Source organism: Chryseobacterium koreense CCUG 49689 (assembly GCF_001045435.1).
In the GTDB taxonomy this organism is placed as follows: domain Bacteria; phylum Bacteroidota; class Bacteroidia; order Flavobacteriales; family Weeksellaceae; genus Kaistella; species Kaistella koreensis.
The window spans coordinates 226,704-246,332 of sequence record NZ_LFNG01000004.1; the positions used below are offsets into that span (position 1 = coordinate 226,704).

The 19,629-nt window shown below is 39.4% G+C and carries 20 protein-coding genes; 16 read left to right on the forward strand and 4 right to left on the reverse strand.

Going from position 1 to position 19,629, the window contains the following annotated elements:
• Positions 1 to 76 precede the first annotated feature (76 nt).
• From ACM44_RS03915 to ACM44_RS03935, 5 genes are read left to right on the forward strand one after another with little or no spacing between them, the layout of a single operon-like run.
• A complete protein-coding gene (locus ACM44_RS03915) occupies positions 77 to 433 on the forward strand; it encodes a helix-turn-helix domain-containing protein (protein WP_227533391.1) in 357 nt (118 codons plus the stop codon).
• Positions 434 to 440: 7 nt separating this feature from the next.
• Positions 441 to 1,337: a hypothetical protein gene (locus tag ACM44_RS03920; protein WP_002996021.1), complete on the forward strand. Its 897-nt coding sequence runs from the start codon at positions 441 to 443 to the stop codon at positions 1,335 to 1,337.
• On the forward strand, positions 1,334 to 1,624 hold the full coding sequence (locus tag ACM44_RS03925) for a hypothetical protein (protein ID WP_002996022.1): 291 nt from the start codon (positions 1,334 to 1,336) through the stop codon (positions 1,622 to 1,624). The genes ACM44_RS03920 and ACM44_RS03925 overlap by 4 nt, the downstream gene beginning before the upstream one ends.
• A complete protein-coding gene (locus tag ACM44_RS03930; protein ID WP_002996024.1) occupies positions 1,614 to 3,389 on the forward strand; it encodes a DUF2326 domain-containing protein in 1,776 nt (591 codons plus the stop codon). Before ACM44_RS03925 ends, ACM44_RS03930 begins: the two co-directional genes overlap by 11 nt.
• Entirely contained in the window at positions 3,390 to 4,202 is an 813-nt protein-coding gene (locus tag ACM44_RS03935; protein WP_002996025.1) for a hypothetical protein, read from the forward strand. It abuts the gene before it with no gap.
• 16 nt (positions 4,203 to 4,218) lie between these two features.
• Here the strand turns inward: ACM44_RS03935 and ACM44_RS03940 are convergent, their stop codons facing one another.
• The 3 genes from ACM44_RS03940 to ACM44_RS03950 are packed head-to-tail and all read right to left on the reverse strand — an operon-like array spanning position 4,219 to position 6,072.
• The gene (locus ACM44_RS03940; RefSeq protein WP_002996027.1) at positions 4,219 to 4,854 is read right to left on the reverse strand and encodes a hypothetical protein; all 636 of its coding nucleotides are present in this window, start codon (positions 4,852 to 4,854) and stop codon (positions 4,219 to 4,221) included.
• Positions 4,855 to 4,865: 11 nt separating this feature from the next.
• Positions 4,866 to 5,300 carry a DUF3408 domain-containing protein gene (locus ACM44_RS03945; RefSeq protein WP_002996029.1) on the reverse strand — a complete coding sequence of 145 codons (435 nt, stop codon included), beginning with the start codon at positions 5,298 to 5,300 and terminating at the stop codon, positions 4,866 to 4,868.
• Between the two features lie 4 nt (positions 5,301 to 5,304).
• The gene (locus ACM44_RS03950; RefSeq protein ID WP_024567747.1) at positions 5,305 to 6,072 is read right to left on the reverse strand and encodes a ParA family protein; all 768 of its coding nucleotides are present in this window, start codon (positions 6,070 to 6,072) and stop codon (positions 5,305 to 5,307) included.
• A gap of 521 nt (positions 6,073 to 6,593) precedes the next feature.
• Here ACM44_RS03950 and ACM44_RS03955 point away from each other — a divergent pair.
• Genes ACM44_RS03955 through mobB form a run of 3 tightly spaced genes read left to right on the forward strand, consistent with a single transcriptional unit; the run spans position 6,594 to position 8,523 of the window.
• Positions 6,594 to 6,797: a hypothetical protein gene (locus tag ACM44_RS03955; RefSeq protein WP_183325326.1), complete on the forward strand. Its 204-nt coding sequence runs from the start codon at positions 6,594 to 6,596 to the stop codon at positions 6,795 to 6,797.
• On the forward strand, positions 6,794 to 7,240 hold the full coding sequence (gene mobA, locus ACM44_RS03960; protein ID WP_002996037.1) for a conjugal transfer protein MobA: 447 nt from the start codon (positions 6,794 to 6,796) through the stop codon (positions 7,238 to 7,240). Before ACM44_RS03955 ends, mobA begins: the two co-directional genes overlap by 4 nt.
• Positions 7,237 to 8,523, forward strand: a complete 1,287-nt coding sequence (gene mobB, locus ACM44_RS03965) for a conjugal transfer protein MobB (RefSeq protein ID WP_024567746.1) — start codon at positions 7,237 to 7,239, stop codon at positions 8,521 to 8,523. Before mobA ends, mobB begins: the two co-directional genes overlap by 4 nt.
• Before the next feature lie 18 nt (positions 8,524 to 8,541).
• Here the strand turns inward: mobB and ACM44_RS03970 are convergent, their stop codons facing one another.
• Positions 8,542 to 9,099 carry a hypothetical protein gene (locus tag ACM44_RS03970; protein ID WP_024567745.1) on the reverse strand — a complete coding sequence of 186 codons (558 nt, stop codon included), beginning with the start codon at positions 9,097 to 9,099 and terminating at the stop codon, positions 8,542 to 8,544.
• Positions 9,100 to 9,312: 213 nt separating this feature from the next.
• Here ACM44_RS03970 and mobC point away from each other — a divergent pair, with 213 nt between their 5' ends.
• The 8 genes from mobC (at position 9,313) to ACM44_RS04010 (ending at position 19,619) form a co-directional block, all read left to right on the forward strand.
• Positions 9,313 to 11,313, forward strand: coding sequence for a conjugal transfer protein MobC (mobC, locus tag ACM44_RS03975; RefSeq protein ID WP_024567744.1), 2,001 nt, complete (start codon positions 9,313 to 9,315; stop codon positions 11,311 to 11,313).
• Between the two features lie 159 nt (positions 11,314 to 11,472).
• A complete protein-coding gene (locus ACM44_RS03980; RefSeq protein ID WP_024567743.1) occupies positions 11,473 to 11,673 on the forward strand; it encodes a hypothetical protein in 201 nt (66 codons plus the stop codon).
• A gap of 355 nt (positions 11,674 to 12,028) precedes the next feature.
• The gene (locus tag ACM44_RS03985; RefSeq protein WP_024567742.1) at positions 12,029 to 12,907 is read left to right on the forward strand and encodes a helix-turn-helix domain-containing protein; all 879 of its coding nucleotides are present in this window, start codon (positions 12,029 to 12,031) and stop codon (positions 12,905 to 12,907) included.
• A gap of 92 nt (positions 12,908 to 12,999) precedes the next feature.
• A complete protein-coding gene (locus tag ACM44_RS03990) occupies positions 13,000 to 13,425 on the forward strand; it encodes a hypothetical protein (protein ID WP_228375991.1) in 426 nt (141 codons plus the stop codon).
• An 86-nt stretch (positions 13,426 to 13,511) separates the two neighbouring features.
• Positions 13,512 to 13,775: a hypothetical protein gene (locus ACM44_RS03995; RefSeq protein ID WP_024567740.1), complete on the forward strand. Its 264-nt coding sequence runs from the start codon at positions 13,512 to 13,514 to the stop codon at positions 13,773 to 13,775.
• A 124-nt stretch (positions 13,776 to 13,899) separates the two neighbouring features.
• Positions 13,900 to 14,583, forward strand: coding sequence for a HupE/UreJ family protein (locus tag ACM44_RS04000; protein WP_024567739.1), 684 nt, complete (start codon positions 13,900 to 13,902; stop codon positions 14,581 to 14,583).
• Positions 14,584 to 14,594: 11 nt separating this feature from the next.
• Positions 14,595 to 15,203 carry a hypothetical protein gene (locus tag ACM44_RS04005; protein WP_024567738.1) on the forward strand — a complete coding sequence of 203 codons (609 nt, stop codon included), beginning with the start codon at positions 14,595 to 14,597 and terminating at the stop codon, positions 15,201 to 15,203.
• A 21-nt stretch (positions 15,204 to 15,224) separates the two neighbouring features.
• On the forward strand, positions 15,225 to 19,619 hold the full coding sequence (locus tag ACM44_RS04010; RefSeq protein WP_024567737.1) for a CusA/CzcA family heavy metal efflux RND transporter: 4,395 nt from the start codon (positions 15,225 to 15,227) through the stop codon (positions 19,617 to 19,619).
• Positions 19,620 to 19,629 lie beyond the last annotated feature (10 nt).

The window sequence follows — 19,629 nt, forward strand, 5'->3', positions numbered from 1 at the left end:
TGCGAGCTTTCGGGACAAATGTCTTGTGGAAAAAGAGGCGTTATAAGAAAGTGGCAGTCAAAGGAAGTGTTTGGCTGTGAGTGGCTTTGTTGGTGGGAATTTTCAGAACGAGAGTGGAAATTTTCAAATGCTTTTTATACAATTTACAGTTGGTTCAATGCAACTTTTAAATTACATTTGTACATTCGTAATAAAGTCAATTTTAATCCTTTTTGAGATGAAAATATCAGGCAGACATATTGGAGAAATGCTGAAGGAAGCCAGAGAACAAAGACAGCTAACTCAAGAACAATTAGCCCAAAAAGTGGGTAAGAAAAGGAGTTACATTTCTAAGGTTGAAACTGATTATGGCAATAATATCAAACTTCAAACCCTTAAAGAGATAGTAGAAAAGGGATTTGACGGTACAGTTAAAATTAATTTGGAACTCTGATTTGTATATGGATAAATTATTGAAGAACGCTTTTAAAATGCAAATTCAATCCAAAGAAGGATTTGAGTTCGAAGAATTTATTGATGAACTGTTTCTTTTGAAATATGGCGTTGATAACTATACGCCCATTAGAAGGAATAAGGATAAAGGCAATGACGGTACTATTTTACCCGAACAAAAAATATTGGCTTGTTACGCACCAAGAAAATATAGCAAAACTGATTTTGAAACGAAAGTTTTAGGGGCAACAAACAAAGAAGGAGATTTCGAAAAATACCAGAAAAACTGGAAAGACAAATTTCCAAATTGGGAAATGTACGTAAACCACGAAGTATCACCGGAACAATTTACGCTAATTCAGAGTTTGGACGGCGATACTTCGATTAAGGGTATAGACCAAATTCTTTCTATTGTTGATGAACTTGTATCAAGTAAAAAAAGAAAACTTGCAGCTTATTTGGGGATTGAGAACTTTTTTATACAGGACTATATTCAGGAAATTATTAATGACTTATTGAATGCTTCAAGCGAAGAAGATAAGGCTCTGCATTTCGACAGGAAATCATTAGTCCCTCCCCAAAAGAAAATCGAACTCAACTTTGAGCAGGAAGATTGGGATGGAATGAACTCGGAAATGGTACTGGTTATGGCAGAATTTAACACGATTACCAATATACTTTCGGGATATAACGATGATGAGATTAATACCCTGAAAAGAAGAGTTATAAATGATTACAATAAACTTTCAGGAAATTTCAAGGATAGATTATATAATCTAACCGACCAATATACAACAGCATATGGAAACATTAAAGATGATGAATATGTGAAGTGTGTAAAATCTATATTGCTTTATATGTTTGAGCAGTGTTTAATAGGCAGAAAAACAGAAAATGAACTATGATATTACCGCAGCCAGAAAGCAATCTTAAAACCAATCTTATGGTATTGGGAGCAGATATTATTAGTATTATGGGCAATTCCCCTTTTAAAAACAAATATACCATCGTGGATGATATAATGAATAAGTTTTTAAACAGGGATAAAGATAGAACACCCGACCTTTTTCTGTATGCTTTAACCTTTTTGCATACAATTGGCAGTATTGAGAAAAAAGGATATAAAATTAAATTGGTAAAGAAAGAAAGCCAAGAAGAAAATCAAACAAGTTTATTCGACAATGTTAATTAGAATATATTCAGAAACCAACCTTATAGATGCTGTTCCATTTCACAATGGAATAAACATCATATTGGGCAAATACTCTGGGGATAAAGAAGCACGAGGGATTAATGGTATTGGCAAATCTACGTTGGTCAGGCTTGTTGATTTTACCTTACTAAGCGGTAAAGCAGAAAAAAGATTTGCTCAAAAAAAGTATGACTTTTTACGTGAGGATGAACACACGATTACTTTAGAAATTGAAGTACAGGAACAAAAATATTTTCTCAAGAGGGGCTTTGCCGATACAAAAAAAATATTTTTCGGGAAGCGACCGGATGCTCTCGATGAATATGAAAAATCTGAAATGCCGAAATTGCTGGAAGGGATATTTTTTCCGACAGAGAACAACGAAGTATTCTTTGAGGGAAAAAGATATGGAACGTTGATGGAATTTTTTGTTAAGGATGACTTGCAAAGTCAGCAGAGAGTTGACCCTTTAAATTTTGTTTCTTATAACGCCAATGCAAGAGAAAAGGCGTTGTATAATTTTTATTTGCTTAATCTCCCGACTAAAACACTTTTAAAATATAACGAAGTTTCTTCTGAATATGAAAGATACAATAATACAGTAAAATCATTATCAGAAAAGGTTAAGGCAGATACAGGGAAAGATATTCAGGAGTTTAGAACCGAGCGGCTAAAAATCGAAAAAGATATTGTAGCACTTGAGAATAGCCTGAAAGAGTACAACTTTCTTGCTAATCACAAAGAGATAGAGCAAAAGCTAAATCAGGTTATATCTGAAATTAACGAGCAATCTGTCATCTATCATAATACAAACCGTAAATTAGAAAAACTCAAATCCTCTTACAATGATGTAACATCTATCGACCTGGACAAAATTCGTAAGCTCTACAATGAAACCGTATCTACATTTGGCAACTTTGTAAAAAAGAGTTTAGATGAAGTTATAGACTTTAAAAAACAACTTCTGGCGAATAGAAATAAATATTTATTGGAAGAAGAAAAGAAATTACAATCATCAATAGACCAAAGTTTAACACAGCTTGAAAAATTAGAAAAGAACAGGAGCCAATTATTTTCATTGCTAAAAGAGAGAGGTGCATTGGACAGGATTGAGAGTACCTACGAAAGATTAGTGAATGAAAAAACACTTTTAGAACGGAACACCTCAATTGTAAGGGAAATTGACGAAATAGAGGAAATATTAGGAAATTCCAATATTGTCATTGCAGAATTAAAGAGAGATATTGTTAGTGAACTAAATAAGCAACAAACCTATCTTGATGAGTTGAGATTATTATTTCAGCAAATTCTTGAAAATGCTATCTATTTGGATGAAGAATTTGATAATTCTTATTTTAATATCACATTAAACTCTACTTCGCCAAGAAATCAGTTGCCATTTAAAATAAGTCTGGAAATTCCAAAAGCAGATGCTTTGGGACAGGAACGTTTGAAAATTGTAGCGTATGATTTAATGGTATTCTTAAAAAGCAGGATTGATAAACGCAATATCCCTGATTTTCTTGTACACGATGGTGTATTTCACGCCATATCATACAAAACAATATCCAATGTCCTGAACTATATGTACCACAAATCGAACGAGCTGCATAACTTTCAATATATACTTACTTTCAATGAAGATGAAATTGATTTAAACGGCGATGAAAATAAGTTTGGAAAGTTTGATTTTGATTGGTCAAAACAAGTGATTGCTGAATATTCAGATACCGAACAGGAAACAATTTTTAAACGATTTTTTTAGATGGCGAACTATCAACTACCTCCTTTAAAAGATGAAAGGTTATTTGAGGAACTTACTTGTGATTTATTCAATTTTGTAGAGAATACTTCGTCATATGAGAATACAGACTTTCAGACGTTTGGTGTAAAAGGACAAAATCAGAAAGGAATTGATGTCTTTTCTACTAAAACCAAAACGGTTATTCAATGCAAATTGAAGAGCATTGGAAGAAAGGATGAAACTATCAGGAAAAATCTAATTCAGGATATAAACACCGATTTAGAAAAATCGAGGGACTTAGCTATTGATTTCGACAAATTTGTTTTTGTTTCTACCTTCCGTGACGATGTGCAAATACAGGAATACCTCAATCAAATCAGAAAAGAAAAGGAACTTCCATTTCATTTATATTATTGGGGATGGGACACCGTTACAAAGCATATTGAACAATCAGAGGCTTTGCTACATAAGTATTTTCCAAAGTTTGTAAAAAAATCCAAGCCTGTAAAAGCAAAAATTGAATTACCTGACGGAGCATTGGGGAAAGAGCTTTCTAAGAAGAACTATATTGATTATTTAAAAAAAAGATATGGCGATTGGAAACAAATTGAACTAAGTAAAAAGGGAGAAAAATTCAACTGGGCTGCTTTTACTATTTCATTATCTAAAAGATATAAAGCATCAGGAATTAATTATATTGATGTTCGGCATTTTGATGATTTAGCATCCTATCTAAAAAGCCGGATTGATTGCACAATTATGGGAAAAGTGAACAAGTCTAAAGGAATAAAAAACTATTCTGCGTTTGAAGAGTTCTCGGAAAACGGAATTTAAAAAGACAAAGGGAAGTCTATAAGAACTCCCCAATGTCAAAATTCCCCAAATCATTTTTCCGCAAGGTGGAAGAACCGGGTTCTGTTTCAGTTGAAAGGCTACTATCCAAAAGCTCGGCTATCTTTCGGGAAGCATCCGCCACAGAATTTTCCAATAGGCTGAATAGTTCGGTTCCCTGTAATTTCTGAACTATGGCTACCGCTGTTTCCTTTTGGGCTGTTTCCAATTTTTCTTTTTGGAGCAATACCCCCACGGAGCTTAGTTCTTCGAAGGTAACCCCTTGGGCAAAACCGTCATCGCCATTGGGTATTCCGTACCTGTTCCAGTCTTCTTCCTCATCTTCCAAATCAGGTATATTGCTGAAAACTTCGTCCAGTTCTTCCTGCGGAATTTGAATGCTGACGTTTTCGTTTTCGTCATATTCAATGTCTAAATTATCAAGGTTTATCTCCACTTCCTCTATTTGGCTTTCATTGGCAGTGTTTGGCACTGAATGGCTTAATTTCGGTTTAGGCTGCCCCATAATATCGGGAAGGTGCGGATTGATTTTTCCCTTTGTCGGCTTTTGCTCCGACCTTTTCTTAATGACAATCTTGTCCTGCAAAAGCAAGGCAATGACTATCAGCAGGCATATTACAATTACAATCTCCATAGCTCCAATTATTAAATGGGTTTATACTTATCGTTATAGCTCTTGGTAATCTGTTCGCCAAATTCCTGAAAGTGATAATCCAACAGGTTATCCAAATAAGCGTAAATACTAATCTTGTCTTCACCAATTACTTGTATAATACGTGTCAGCTTTTCGTGAAACTCTGGTCGGATATAGACCGTTTTCCCATCACGGGCATTGGTTTCCGACTTTTTGAAAAAGATACTTTCGTAATCGGCTTCGGTTGCCTTTTTGGTCCTGCTCTTCTCTTTAACCGCAGGCTTTTCCCTTGTCGGTTCTTCCCGCACACTTACTTTCTGCTCCGGTTCATCGGCGGTTTCTGGCGGAAGCTGTAAGCCCTCTTTTTTTACACCATCTACCATCAGGTTCATCATCAGCTCCTCGTTAATATCGGGCGTTACTTTTTTCTTATTGTCTTTCTCCATAGGACTATAATTGAATGATTTTTAAAAATTCGCTCATAAACTCGTCCAACTGGCAGGCTTTCATCAGCCGCTCATCGGGCGGCATCAGGGTTGAGCGAAATATGGTTTTGCTGTTTACTTCGCTTTCCTTGCGGAAGCGTGTGCTGTTTTTGATTTGGCTTTGCATCAGGCTTAACCCTAACTGTTCGATAAGCTGATTATATATACCGTATAGCGGGGTACTTTCCCTTCCATCCACTTGGTTCCAAAACAGGTTAATGGTTTTTATATCGGTTTCTCCTTTCTTCATAATCACGTCCTGCAAAAGCTGTGTGAAAATGAGCGTACTTTCCATTACCACACGGTCTGCCGTAATGGGCGTAAAAATGTGGTGCATTCCTGCCAGTGCTTTCAGGATGCCGGGTGTGTTCACCGTTCCGGGCAGGTCAAAGAATACCACATCAAGTGGCACTGAAGAGCTGCTTACAAATTCGTGGGCTTCTTCCAGTACGCTGTTTGCCTTGTGCTGTATTATTGGATAGGCTTTTTTGTTGATAGTGGTAAATTGTTTGTACGCCAGCTTTTTCAAAGCCTCGTTTTCCATTATCATTTTCAAATCACGGTCTTTCATTTTCATCAGGCTGTGCTGTGGAAAATCCGCATCGAATACGGCAACATTGTAGCCTAACCGGTAGTGCATTGTACTTGCAACAAGCGTAGTAAAGGTGCTTTTACCTACACCGCCTTTTTGGGATGAAAAGGCGATAAATACTGGTTTTTGTTTTTCGTTCATATTACAACTGTTTTTACTTATTTATATACTCAATTACTTATGTCCGTATCTCCGCAGGCTTCTACCTATATCATCCTGTACATAGGCATATAGGTATGTAATTACTTAGGCAGGTATGCGCTCCATTAGCGATGTACCTGAATACTTCTTTAGGATTGTATGCAGATATGCAGGTTTGCATCTGCATATCTGCCGATATGCGTACCTGCATTTTTACTTGCTCAACTATCTGTTCAGGTATGTCGGCAGGTATTTTTCTATCTCCGTACAATTGCACTTAGCTACTTTTTTAATCAGGTACTTATGTTGTTACCTGCATACTTATCTGCGCCCTTATCTCTGTTTCTATGTACAAAGAAATGCAGATAGATAGGTGCTTATTTCATTGTGGCAGTGTTTGGCGTTCAAAGGCAGTATTTGTCCGGGTATCGCATTGCAATACTCTTAATAAGAGGTAGTTACTTTGTAGAATGATTTTTATTAACGGATTTATGCAAGCATATTTTGACAAATCGGAAAAAATGGGGAACGGCATCGAGCCGTTTTTCCCTGTTACATTCAATCCGTCCCGCAGGGCGGATTTTTGTGTTCAACAGAACACGGCAAGTTGTGTTCTCAGCATCTCAAAAGTATTTTCCGATGCAGAACAACTTGCCCTTGCAGGGGGCTGGAAAACACCTTCCGAAGTCAGGGTTTTGTATAGGTTAAAAATGGATTTATTATGAACGAGAACAACAAAAGACAAGTGAGAAAACCCATTGGTCGTCCACTTAAAACAGACCCAGCGATATTCAGGTATTCGCTTTCTCTTAACGAAGAGGAAAACGCCAAGTTTCTTGCCCTGTTTGACCAGTCGAATATGGATGTAAAGGCACACTTTATCAAATCCCGCATCTTTGACAAGACGATAAAGACCATTCAGATTGACAAAGGAACGGTTGATTTTTATATGCGGCTGACCTCTTTTCACAGCCAGTTCCGCAACGTTGGCGTGAATTACAACCAGATTATTAAGCTGCTTTACAAGAATTTTTCACAGAAAAAAGCATCGGCTTACCTCTTTAAGCTGGAAAAACAGACGGCTGAAATGGCGATGTTATGTAGAAAAATCATTGAACTGACCGAAGAATTTGAAGCAAAATACCTCAAAAACCATTCTAAAAAGTGATAGCAAAAATCGGTAGGAGCGGAAATTTATATGGTGCATTGGCATACAATAACCTGAAAATTGAAAAAGAAAACGGACAAATTCTGTTTGCCAATAAGATGATTGAAACCGCAAGCGGTCAATATACGGTTGCGCAATTAGCCCAATCTTTCGCTCCTTATCTGATAGCCAACCGCAATACCGAGAAACATACGCTGCATATTTCGCTCAATCCCGACCCGAAAGACATCGTAAATGATGATAAATTTCGGGAAATGGCACAGCAGTATATGCGGGAAATGGGTTACGGCGAGCAGCCTTTTATTGTATTCAAGCATACTGATATTGACCGCAGCCACATTCACATCGTATCGGTATGTGTGGACGAGCAGGGCAAAAAGATTTCGGACAAATTTGAGAAAATGCGGTCGATGAATGTATGCCGGGAACTGGAAAAACAATATCATTTAATACCGGCTACGGACAAAGAACGTAACCAGACTGATAAGGTTTTCCGTCCGGTAGATTATCGGGCGGGCGATGTAAAAAGCCAAATAGCTTCGGTCGTTCGCCACCTGCCGAACTACTACCAATACCAAACTTTGGGCGAATACAATGCCCTGCTTTCCCTGTTCAATATTACCACCGAGAAAATAGAGGGCGAATTACAAGGAAAAATGCAGCAGGGCTTATTATATATTCCGTTGAATGAAAAAGGCGAAAGAGCCGGGCATCCGTTCAAGGCTTCCTTGTTTGGCAAGAGCGCAGGGCTTCCGGCTTTGGAATTGCATTTTGCGAAATGCAAAACGGCATTGAAAGACAATCCTACCAAGCAGACCCTAAAATCTGCCGTTACCATAGCCCTGAAAACCACAAGCGATGAACAGGCATTTAAAAAGCAGTTAGGAGAACAGGGCATTAACATAGTAGTGCGCCGGAATGATACAGGACGTATTTACGGTATCACTTTTATTGACCACAATTCCAAAACGGTTTGGAACGGTTCACGTTTAGCAACAGAGCTTTCTGCCAATACCTTTAATGATTACTGGAATAACAACATTAAGCCGGAGATAAAAGAGCCTGATAAGCTAATACCGAAAATAGCAAGGACAAATGATGCAGATCTTCCTGCGGAAGAACCCCACCATTTGTTTGATTTTGTTACTACCGATAAAAATGAAGACGGGTTGGTTGAAGCGTTGGGCGGTTTGCTCATTCCCGAAGCACAGGGCGAGGATTACGAGGAACAGGATTTTGCCAATAGAATGAAAAAGAAAAGGAAGCGCAAACGAGGTCAGTAACAGGTTTTTCTTTGCCTATTATGTAGAAACTTTCAGCCCCAACGCATAGCTCCAATGCAAAATCTTAGGTGCAGTAGGTGTTTTGAATTGATAAATACCGTAGATGTATAATGCGGAAAGTACAAACGCTCCCCAGCTTAGCCCGATACACCATATACTATCTCGTTCTGTCACGCTGAACATACCAGCTACTATTGATTTTATAATGAATGCAGGAACAATGCAGCATAATAAAACACAGATAGCCCACGGTAATATCCATAGCCTCTGGTTCTTTCTCCGTAATCCTATAATAGTTCCTTTCAAAAAATAAACGATGCAGAAGATGAGGTAGGCAAATAATAGGGAGAATGCCCAAATCTTAAAGTTATCAGTTTCTTTGCCCCACAATTTTTGCGACAGCAAAAACCCGGCGTAAAAGAACACGCCGAAAATAGCCGCTATTTTTAAGCCGAAAAGAAAAAACTTTATTATCCCAGACATTAATCCGGTGGCAGCTTGGCTTTCACCTCTTTTCCGAATTTCATATTCTTCTTCAGTTTCTCCGGGATAAGCATCAGGATTATTCCAATTCATAGCATTCCTCTTTTAAATCTTGCTTGTTCCAACAGACGAGAATAGCAAAATGGTTTTCACGAGTATAAATTTAAAAAAAATCATTGGATTACCTGAACGGTATTGAAGGCTTTATAGCCTCTTAATGCCAAACACTGCCATTCACTGCCACATTCTTATAGCCACACAACACAGCTTCTAAATTCACGCCCGAACATTTAAAATTTTACAAAAATGCAGGGAGAAGACGATTTAAGAGGACTTGCCAAGATAATGGCTTTTATGCGGGCAGTAAGCATCATCATAGTGCTGATGCACCTTTATTGGTTCTGCTACGGTTTCTTTATAGAGCGTGGCTGGACATTGGAGTTAATCAATAAAATATTAGGCAACTTTCAGCGAACGGCAGGGCTGTTTTCGCATACCTTATATACCAAAGTCTTCGCTTTGGTTTTGTTGGCTTTGAGCTGTTTGGGAACAAAGGGCGTTAAAGATGAGAAGATAACCTGGTCTAAAATCTATGTGGCTTTAGCAATCGGTATTATCCTGTTCTTTCTGAATTTCCCTTTACTAAAGCTACCGTTATTAATCGCTACATTTCTGTATATCTTAACCACAGGTTTAGGGTATATCGCCTTAATGGTCGCTGGCGTTTGGATGAGCCGTTTGCTTCGCAACAACCTGATGGACGATGTTTTCAACAACGAGAACGAGAGCTTTCAGCAGGAAACCAAGTTGATGGAAAACGAATACTCTGTCAATCTTCCCACGAAGTTTTATTACAAAGGAAAATGGAACAACGGCTGGATTAACATCGTCAATCCATTCAGGGCATCAATTGTGTTAGGCACTCCGGGTTCGGGTAAATCGTATGCGATTGTAAATAACTACATCAAGCAGCAGATAGAGAAAGGTTTCAGTATGTACATATACGATTTCAAGTTTGACGACCTTTCTACCATTGCCTACAATCATTTACTGAAGCACAGGGACAAGTACAAAGTACAGCCAAAATTTTACGTGATAAATTTTGACGACCCACGCAAGAGCCATCGTTGCAATCCACTCAATCCCGATTTTATGACCGACATATCCGATGCTTACGAAGCGGCTTATACCATAATGCTAAACCTCAACCGAAGCTGGATACAGAAGCAGGGCGATTTCTTCGTAGAAAGCCCAATTATCTTATTGGCTGCCATTATTTGGTATCTGAAAATCTACGAGAATGGTAAGTATTGTACGTTCCCACACGCCATTGAATTGCTGAATAAAAAGTATTCGGACGTGTTCACGATTTTAACCTCTTACCCCGATTTGGAAAATTATTTGTCGCCCTTTATGGATGCGTGGCAAGGCGGCGCACAAGACCAGTTACAGGGACAAATTGCATCGGCAAAAATTCCTTTATCAAGAATGATTTCGCCGAGCCTTTATTGGGTGATGACAGGCGATGATTTCACGCTCGACATCAACAATCCGAAAGAGCCGAAAATTTTATGTGTAGGCAATAACCCCGACCGTCAAAATATCTACTCCGCAGCATTGGGCTTATACAATTCAAGAATTGTAAAGCTCATCAACAAAAAAGGACAGCTTAAAAGTTCGGTTATCATAGACGAATTGCCCACCATTTATTTTCGGGGACTGGACAATCTTATCGCAACGGCGAGAAGTAATAAGGTAGCGGTTTGCTTGGGCTTTCAGGATTTTTCGCAATTGACGAGGGATTACGGCGATAAAGAAAGCAAGGTAATACAGAATACCGTAGGCAATATTTTTAGTGGTCAGGTGGTTGGAGAAACGGCAAAGAGCCTATCAGAACGCTTTGGTAAAGTGTTGCAGAAACGCCAAAGTATGACGATTAACCGCAACGATAAATCTACCTCTATCTCCACACAGTTAGACAGCCTTATTCCCGCTTCCAAAATCTCAACTTTAACGCAAGGGATGTTTGTCGGTTCTGTATCAGATAACTTTGATGAACGTATCGAGCAAAAGATTTTTCACGCCGAAATTGTGGTAGATAATGAAAAGGTAGCAGCAGAAAGCAAAGCCTATCAAAAGATACCGCAAATCTTATCTTTTGTAAATGAGCAGGGCGAGGATAAAATGAAGCAGGAAATTGAAAGCAATTACAAACAGATAAAATCTGATATACTGAATATTGTAGTCAGCGAAATGGAGCGTATCAAGAACGACCCGAACTTACAGCATTTGGTGCAGGAACAATAGCCGAATAGTGAAAGTTCTTTAAATGTTTTGGCAACAATCGCAAGAAATGCAAACTACTTCCCTCGTTTTGTAAAGTGTATGCAATGTAAACATTCAATCTTTGCCTTAGTAAATTATTAGAAGTGCGGGGACAGCACTATAATCACTGTCGAAAATAATATGAAAGGTAAAATTGTAATGTTAAGTGCGGCTTCTGTTCTTACACTTGGAGCGGCATTGCACGTAGGACACCAACCACCTGCTGACGGTATTTGCCCTTTGGGAAAAATCATTCACGGCAAACAATCGAGAGTTGCCGAAAGCAACAAAAAGGCGATTGAGTTTAATGCCGCAACTGAAAAACTTGTTGTTAAAAAATGATGAACGCAGTTACAGCAAAGAGTAACAATATAAGGTTGCTCTTTGCTTTTTTTAATTTAATCAGCTTACATATAAAATTATGTTTCACTTACATTTAGCAGGTCTTTTGACCTTTGAATTATTGACGTTGATTGCAGCCGTTTTTTTGAGGATTTACATAGACAGGCATTCGCTTGGAAAATGGTATCGCCATTTCAGTAAAGTCGTTCTTGTGATGCTTCACCTCATCCTTGTTGCAACCATTGTTCACGGCATTATTCATCATTTTCATTCAGGGCATCATACACCGCCACACCACAACGGAATGGAGCAGCACTCAAACCATTAGCCTGTATTTTGATTACCTTTGTAAGCGATGTTTGATATTTCAACGGAACATAAAAAGAAAATCAATGCAGTTATCAACTTCATTCAGCAAAACCCGCAAGAGGAGCTTTCGTTAGCACAACTTGCGGGCATCGCTAATTATTCGCCTTTTCATTTCCAAAAAATATTTAAGCAGGTAACTGGCGAAAGCCCGAAACAGTTTATCATAAAGGTAAGAATGATAAATGTTGCCCATTATTTGCTCACACATACGCACAAATCCATTACCGAAATTGCACTGGATAACGGTTTTGCTTCATCTTCTACATTTGCAAGGAGCTTTAGGAATTTCTTTGGTATTTCGGCAGAGGAATTGCGGAACATTCCGTCAAAAGACCACACGACTATTACAAAGTACCTGAAGCATATAAAAATCAATGGGAACTTTTTCGTAAATGATAATAACGGCAGGGAAAAGGATTTGAGCATTGAAATAAAAAAAGCCCAATCGCTTAAAGTCATTTTTGTAAATGCACCTTTAACAGACATCGGAGAAATTCATAAGAGTTTCAAAAGAGTTATTCAGTTTGCAGAGGCAAGGGATTTACTGACTGTGAACACGCAATTTGTCGGCATTGTCAATCCACACGCAGGCATATATCAGGCAGGAATAACGTTACAGGCACATCAGGAGATACCCAAAGGCATTGATATACTAAACATTGACGGCGGAAAGTTTGCCGTATGTGGCATTACAGGCGATACAAAACAAATATTCCATACTTTTCACAGCTTATACGAATGGCTGCATCAAAGCCCTTACAGGATTAAACAACCTTTTGCATTTGAGATTTTACCGCAAAGCCCGCTGACAAATCCTTACGAAAATATGGAGAGAGCAATCCATATTCCTGTTGAGCCTGTGTAAAAGGCTTTTTAAATTTAAGCATCTGCCATTGTAATATTTTATTGGGGGCTAAATTCATTTTTTTGCACCGAATTATTACCAAATGAACTTATTTGTATATCTTTGCCATAATGTTGCGTAAATATATTGCCATATTGTTTTTAATTGCTGCCCAATTAGTTATTTTGGGGCACGGCATTGTATCGCACCACCACCACGCAGATATTGCCAATGACGGGCATCAGAATGGCAACAATCATCATAACAATAGTAAAGAAACACCTTTAGAGCTTGCCTTTTCGGGTTTTATACACGCTGGCGAACACGTATCTTTTACTAATTCAAGCGAAACCAGAATTGTTATTTCAAAGGATGATGTAAAATCAATCAAGGCTTTACCGATTGATTTCATTCCGCCTGTTGAATATATAGTTGTCTATCAGAAACACACGTTTCCACCTGATGGACACTTTATTTATTTACCACCGCTCCTCGGAGCATACACCCTTCGGGGACCTCCCTCTTTCATCGTTGCTTAACTTTCATTCTCTGAAAGTTAAAATTTGAGTTACGCCCAATCCTACGGGCGAATTATTTCTTTTTTAATATCAAATTTATTTTAACGATGAAAAAATCATTCATTATAGCGGCATTTGCTGCACTTGCGTTTACAGCTTGCAATAACAGCGAAAAATCTTCTTCGGATAATTCAAATTCAGAACAGGAACTAACAGCTCCGGCAGTCAATCAGGACAGCATTGACAAGGCTCACGGTCATTCCCACGACCCTGCGGGTAATCATACACCTGCTGACAGCACAGATAAATCTGCTGCGCAGCCTAAAGTTAATCAGGACAGCATAGACAAAGCTCACGGACACAAGCATTAATCCTTTTGGGGATTACGCTTAATCCGTGTGCATAATTGATTTCACAAACTGTACATCGTGAGATGTGTGTATTCACCTATGCACATCCTCGATGCTATGCTTTCAATTAACAAAAAATCCGGAAATGAAGTATATCAAAATTTTTCTATCAATAGCCCTACTGATATTGGTTTCAGGGGCGGCGTATGCTCACGGAGTAGATGAGGATACCCAGACATTTTTAAGCGGCAATTCGGGAGTAGCTTTCGTTCCTTTTCTGTATATCGGGGCAAAGCATATGCTCACCGGGTATGACCACCTGCTCTTTCTTGTAGGCGTTATCTTTTTTCTGTATCGCCCAAAAGAAGTACTGCTTTATGTGAGTTTTTTTACCATTGGTCACAGTATTACCCTATTGCTGGGTGTATTGGCAGATATGGCAATCAATGCCTATCTGATTGATGCCATTATTGCATTGTCTATCGTGTATAAAGGCTTCGATAATTTAGGAGGCTTTCAAAGGTTTTTAGGACGTCAGCCCAATACCAAAGCGGCAGTCTTAATCTTTGGACTTTTTCACGGGTTTGGTTTAGCCAGTAAGTTACAGGAATTGAGCTTTGACCGAACCGGCTTATTGACCAACCTGCTTGGCTTCAATATCGGTGTAGAGATAGGTCAGTTCATAGCCTTAGCCCTTGTATTGTTTATCATCACTAATTGGAGAAGGTCACCGAGTTTTCTAAAATTCTCAACAGTTACAAATATGTTGCTGATGGCAGCAGGCTTTTTATTATTCGGCTATCAGTTAGTCGGTTATTTTAACTCTTAACAAATATCAAAATGGCAGAAATAGCACATCAAATCTTAGATAAGAAATCCATTGTAAAGCAGGTCATTATTGCTTTGGTTATTGGAGCGGTACTCTTGGTAAGTGCCGTACTCCCGGCTGAATACGGGATAGACCCTTTGGGTATTGGCAAGGCAACAGGCTTTAGCAAGCTGTATGTTGGTGATGCAGGTACGGAAGCGTTGGCTTCGGGACCGCACAAGATACTAAAACTGGAAAATGTTGGCTCTCCGGCAGATGTTGCCAAACCAGCGGCGGCAGATAACCCGCCACCAGCCACTCAACTGGCAGAACGTACAGACGAGGTAAGCGTGGTTATTCCGGCAGGCGAAGGATTGGAATACAAAGTAAATATGTTGAAATACGGTCAGATGAAATATGAATGGATTACCGATAAAGGTGAGCTATACTTTGACTTTCACGGCGAAGTAAAGAACAACAGCAACTACTTTGAAAGCTATACTATTGCCTATTCCAATAATATGGTCGGCTCTTTAGTCGCTCCGTTTGAAGGTCCGCAGGGCTGGTATTTCAAAAACAATTCCAATGAGAACATTACTGTTAAAATCAAAATGAAAGGACAGTATCTTCTTAAACAATAAATATTCTAATAACATTATGATATGTTAAATAACATCATTCATTTTTCAATCAAGAATAAGTTGGTAATAGGATTATTTACCCTGGCATTAATTTGCTGGGGTTCCTATTCGCTTACCAAACTTCCTATTGATGCCACACCTGACATCACGGATAATCAGGTGATGGTCATTACTGTATCGCCTACACTGGCGGCGCAGGAAGTGGAACAGCTCGTAACCTTTCCCGTGGAGCAGACAATGGTCAGCATTCCGGGTATAAAGGATATGCGTTCCTTTTCCCGTTTTGGGCTTTCTATTGTTACCATTGTATTTGAAGAAAAGGTAGACATCTATTGGGGCAGGCAACAGGTACAGGAAAGGCTGACTATTGCAGCTAAAAATATCCCCGAAGGGGTGGGTACGCCTGAAATGGCTCCTGTAACCACCGGTTTGGGCGAAATCTACCAATACGTTATCCATCCCAAAAAAGGCTATGAAGATAAGTACGATGCCACAGAGTTAAGAACCATTCAGGACTGGATTATTAAACGGCAGCTATTAGGTACGCCCGGCGTGGCGGAAGTAAGTGGCTTCGGAGGGTTTGTAAAGCAATACGAAATCGCCATTGAACCTGACAGGCTTGCCAGCCAGAACATTAATATCTCCGATATTTTCACAGCACTGGAAAAAAACAACCAAAATACGGGAGGTGCATATATTGATAAAGGTCCGAATGCTTTCTTTATCCGAAGCGAAGGCTTGGTAAAGAACATTGAGGAAATCAAAAAAATTGTTATAAAAACCGAGGGAGGCGTACCCGTTTTGTTAAGAGATGTAGCCGAAGTTCGTTTTGGCAACGGTCCAAGATACGGAGCAGCCACACGTAACGGTGAGGGCGAAACCGTTACAGGTATCGTTATGATGTTGAAAGGAGCTAACTCATCGGAGGTTATTACCAATGTAAAAGAAAAGATTGCGGAAATTCAGAAAGGTTTACCCGAAGGTGTAGAAATAGAGCCTTTCCTCGACCGTAAAAAATTGGTGGACGGAGCTATTTCAACCGTTTCAACCAACCTTATTGAAGGGGCATTAATTGTAATTTTTGTATTGATACTTTTCTTAGGAAACCTGCGAGGCGGATTGGTAGTGGCTTCTGTAATTCCACTGGCAATGTTGTTTGCAATAGCAATGATGCGGGTTTTTGGAGTTTCAGGAAACCTGATGAGCTTGGGGGCAATTGACTTCGGGATAATCGTTGACGGAACGGTCATTATAGTTGAGGCGGTGTTGCATAGGATTACAGGTAGCAAGGAACGGTACGGTGGCGTGGCTAAACTGACACAAGACCAAATGGACGAAGAAGTTTATCAGTCGTCCCGTAAGATACGTTCCGCAGCAGCATTTGGCGAGATTATTATCTTAATCGTGTACCTGCCTTTATTAGCATTGGTAGGCGTTGAGGGTAAAATGTTTGGACCAATGGCACAAACAGTTTCTTTTGCCATTTTAGGCGCATTCCTGTTATCGTTCACTTACGTTCCGATGATGTCTGCATTGGTGTTGAGTAAAAAGACAACGCACAAAGAAAACTTTTCGGACAGGATGATGAAAGCCATACAGAAAGTTTATACACCTATCATTAATGGTGCGATGAAGCGAAAACTTTTGGTAGTATCGGTTGCAGTGGTATTGTTCATCATCACACTTATCACATTCAACAGAATGGGCGGTGAATTTATCCCGCAGTTGGACGAGGGCGATTTTGCAGTGGAAACAAGGGTTCCCGTGGGAAGCTCCATCACCCAAATGATAGACGTTTCCCAAAAAGCACAAACCATTTTATTGAAGAACTATCCCGAAGTAGAACAGGTAGTAAACAAAATAGGTTCGGGTGAAATTCCGACAGACCCAATGCCTATTGAAGCGGGAGATATGGTTGTTAAGCTAAAGCCTAAAAAAGAATGGACAAGTGCAGGCGACAGAGAAGAACTGATTGAAAAAATGCAACAATCTCTATCTGTAATCCCCAATGCAACATTCAGTTTCCAGCAACCCATACAGATGCGTTTTAACGAATTGCTTACCGGTGCTAAGCAGGATGTGGTTTTAAAAATATACGGTGAAGATTTAGATGTGCTTTCTGACCTTGCTTCAGATGTAGGTCGGAAAATAAGAAATGTTGAGGGTGTAGAAGATTTGTATGTGGAAGAAATTACGGGTTTACCACAAATCAGCATACAGTTTGACCGAGATAAGATAGCCCAATACGGAATGAACGTTGAGGACGTGAACAGTGCCATCGAAACAGGCTTTGCCGGTAAAGCAGCAGGTTTGGTGTACGAGGGAGAAAGACGTTTTGATTTGGTAGTACGATTGGATAATGCTTCAAGAGCAGACATTACAGATGTTCAAAATCTATTTGTAAGTACGCCCACAGGTCAGCAAATCCCTTTAAGCGAGGTGGCGAATATTGCTTACAAACCCGGTCCGGTACAAATACAGCGAGATAATGCGAAAAGACGGATTACACTTGGTTTCAACGTAAGAAACCGAGATGTAAAAAGCATCGTAAACGATATTCAGGATATTGTGAATGCTAAGGTTAAGATGCCATCAGGCTATTATATCACCTATGGCGGGCAATTTAAAAATCTCGAAGAAGCCAACGCAAGGCTGGCAGTAGCTTTGCCTGTCGCACTATTGCTCATCCTATTGCTTTTATACTTTACATTCCGTTCGGTAAAGCAGGGCTTATTAATATTCACAGCTATTCCATTGTCTGCAATAGGCGGTGTATTTGCTCTACTTATCAGGGATATGCCTTTCAGTATTTCTGCAGGTGTAGGTTTTATTGCGTTGTTTGGGGTTGCGGTTCTGAACGGGATTGTATTGATAGCGGAATTTAACCGATTGGCAAAAGACGGTGTAGAAGATATTTACGAAAGGGTGCGTATTGGCACTCGGGTAAGGTTAAGACCTGTATTGATGACAGCCGCCGTAGCCTCTTTAGGCTTTTTACCAATGGCTTTGTCCAGCTCATCAGGTGCAGAAGTACAACGCCCGTTGGCTACGGTAGTTATTGGAGGGCTGATAACGGCAACCGCTTTAACCCTTGTAGTGCTGCCGGTACTGTATATCTACTTCACTAAATCATCTTTCAAAATGCGTAAAAACAAAGCCTTACCTACCGCCATATTGCTATTGGGATTTTTCTGTTTCCCATCTGTAATGCAGGCGCAAGTACCATCCAATTCGGGAACGAGAGTGCTGACCTTGCAGCAATCTATTGACGAGGCGTTAAAAAACAACAACAGCATCAAGATAGCGGAGTATAACATCAATGTCCAGCAGGCTTTAAAAAAAGGAAGCGTTACTATTCCTAAGACAGAAATTTCCTATACGCAGGGCGTAGTGAGTAATCCTACCATTAATGATAATTTAATCAGTGTTACACAGCGTTTTGATTTTCCAACGGTTTACGGCAACCAGTCAAAGCTGGCGCAGGAAAGAATACAAAGCAGCGAAAAATACAAAGCTGTGACCGAAAACGACCTTGTAGAAGACGTGAAGCTGGCTTACCTGCAATACCAGTACATTTTGGAAAAAAGGAAGCTGTTGTTAGAGCAGGACACCATTTTTAGTAAGCTAAGCAAAGCAAGCGACGTGAGATACCGGACAGGAGAAAGTACAAGCCTTGAAAATGCTACTTCATCTGTACAGTACCGGCAAATTCAAAATGAGCTGGAAAAGAACGAAGCCGATATAAAAATTGCCAAGCAGCTTTTACAGACATTGCTCAACACAACCGATGATATCAGTATAGCAGATACCGCATTAGTTCCAAGAGATATATTATTGCCTATGGATAACGCATCTACTGCCAATAATCCCATCATTCAATATCTGCAACAGGAAATCAATGTAAGCCAAAGAGAAATCTCTTTGGAGAGAAGCAAGATGCTACCGGATATTATTTTAGGTTATAACGGTCAAACCTACAAAGGCTTGCAAACAATAAACGGTATAGACAGAACCTATACCGGAAAAGACCGGTTTAATTTTTTCCAGATTGGTGTTGCTATTCCTCTTTTCCCCGGAGGTTATAAATCCAAAATCAATGCGGCTAAAATCAACGAGCAGATTGCACAAAAACAGGTGGAACTGACAACGATGAACCTGAACGGACAATTAAAAGAGCTGGCGCAGGAGTATGTGAAATATCAGAAGTCAATAAACTATTATCAGACACAGGCATTGCCGCAGGCAGACCTGATTATCAACAACTCGGATAAAGGTTTTAGAAGCGGTGATATTTCCTATACACAATATTTGCAAAACCTTACGCTATCCAATAACATCCATTCGGAGTATATAGACAACCTGTATAATTTCAACAGGGTCGTTATTTCCATAGAAGCAATTTCAGGTAAAAATTAATCATTCAAAA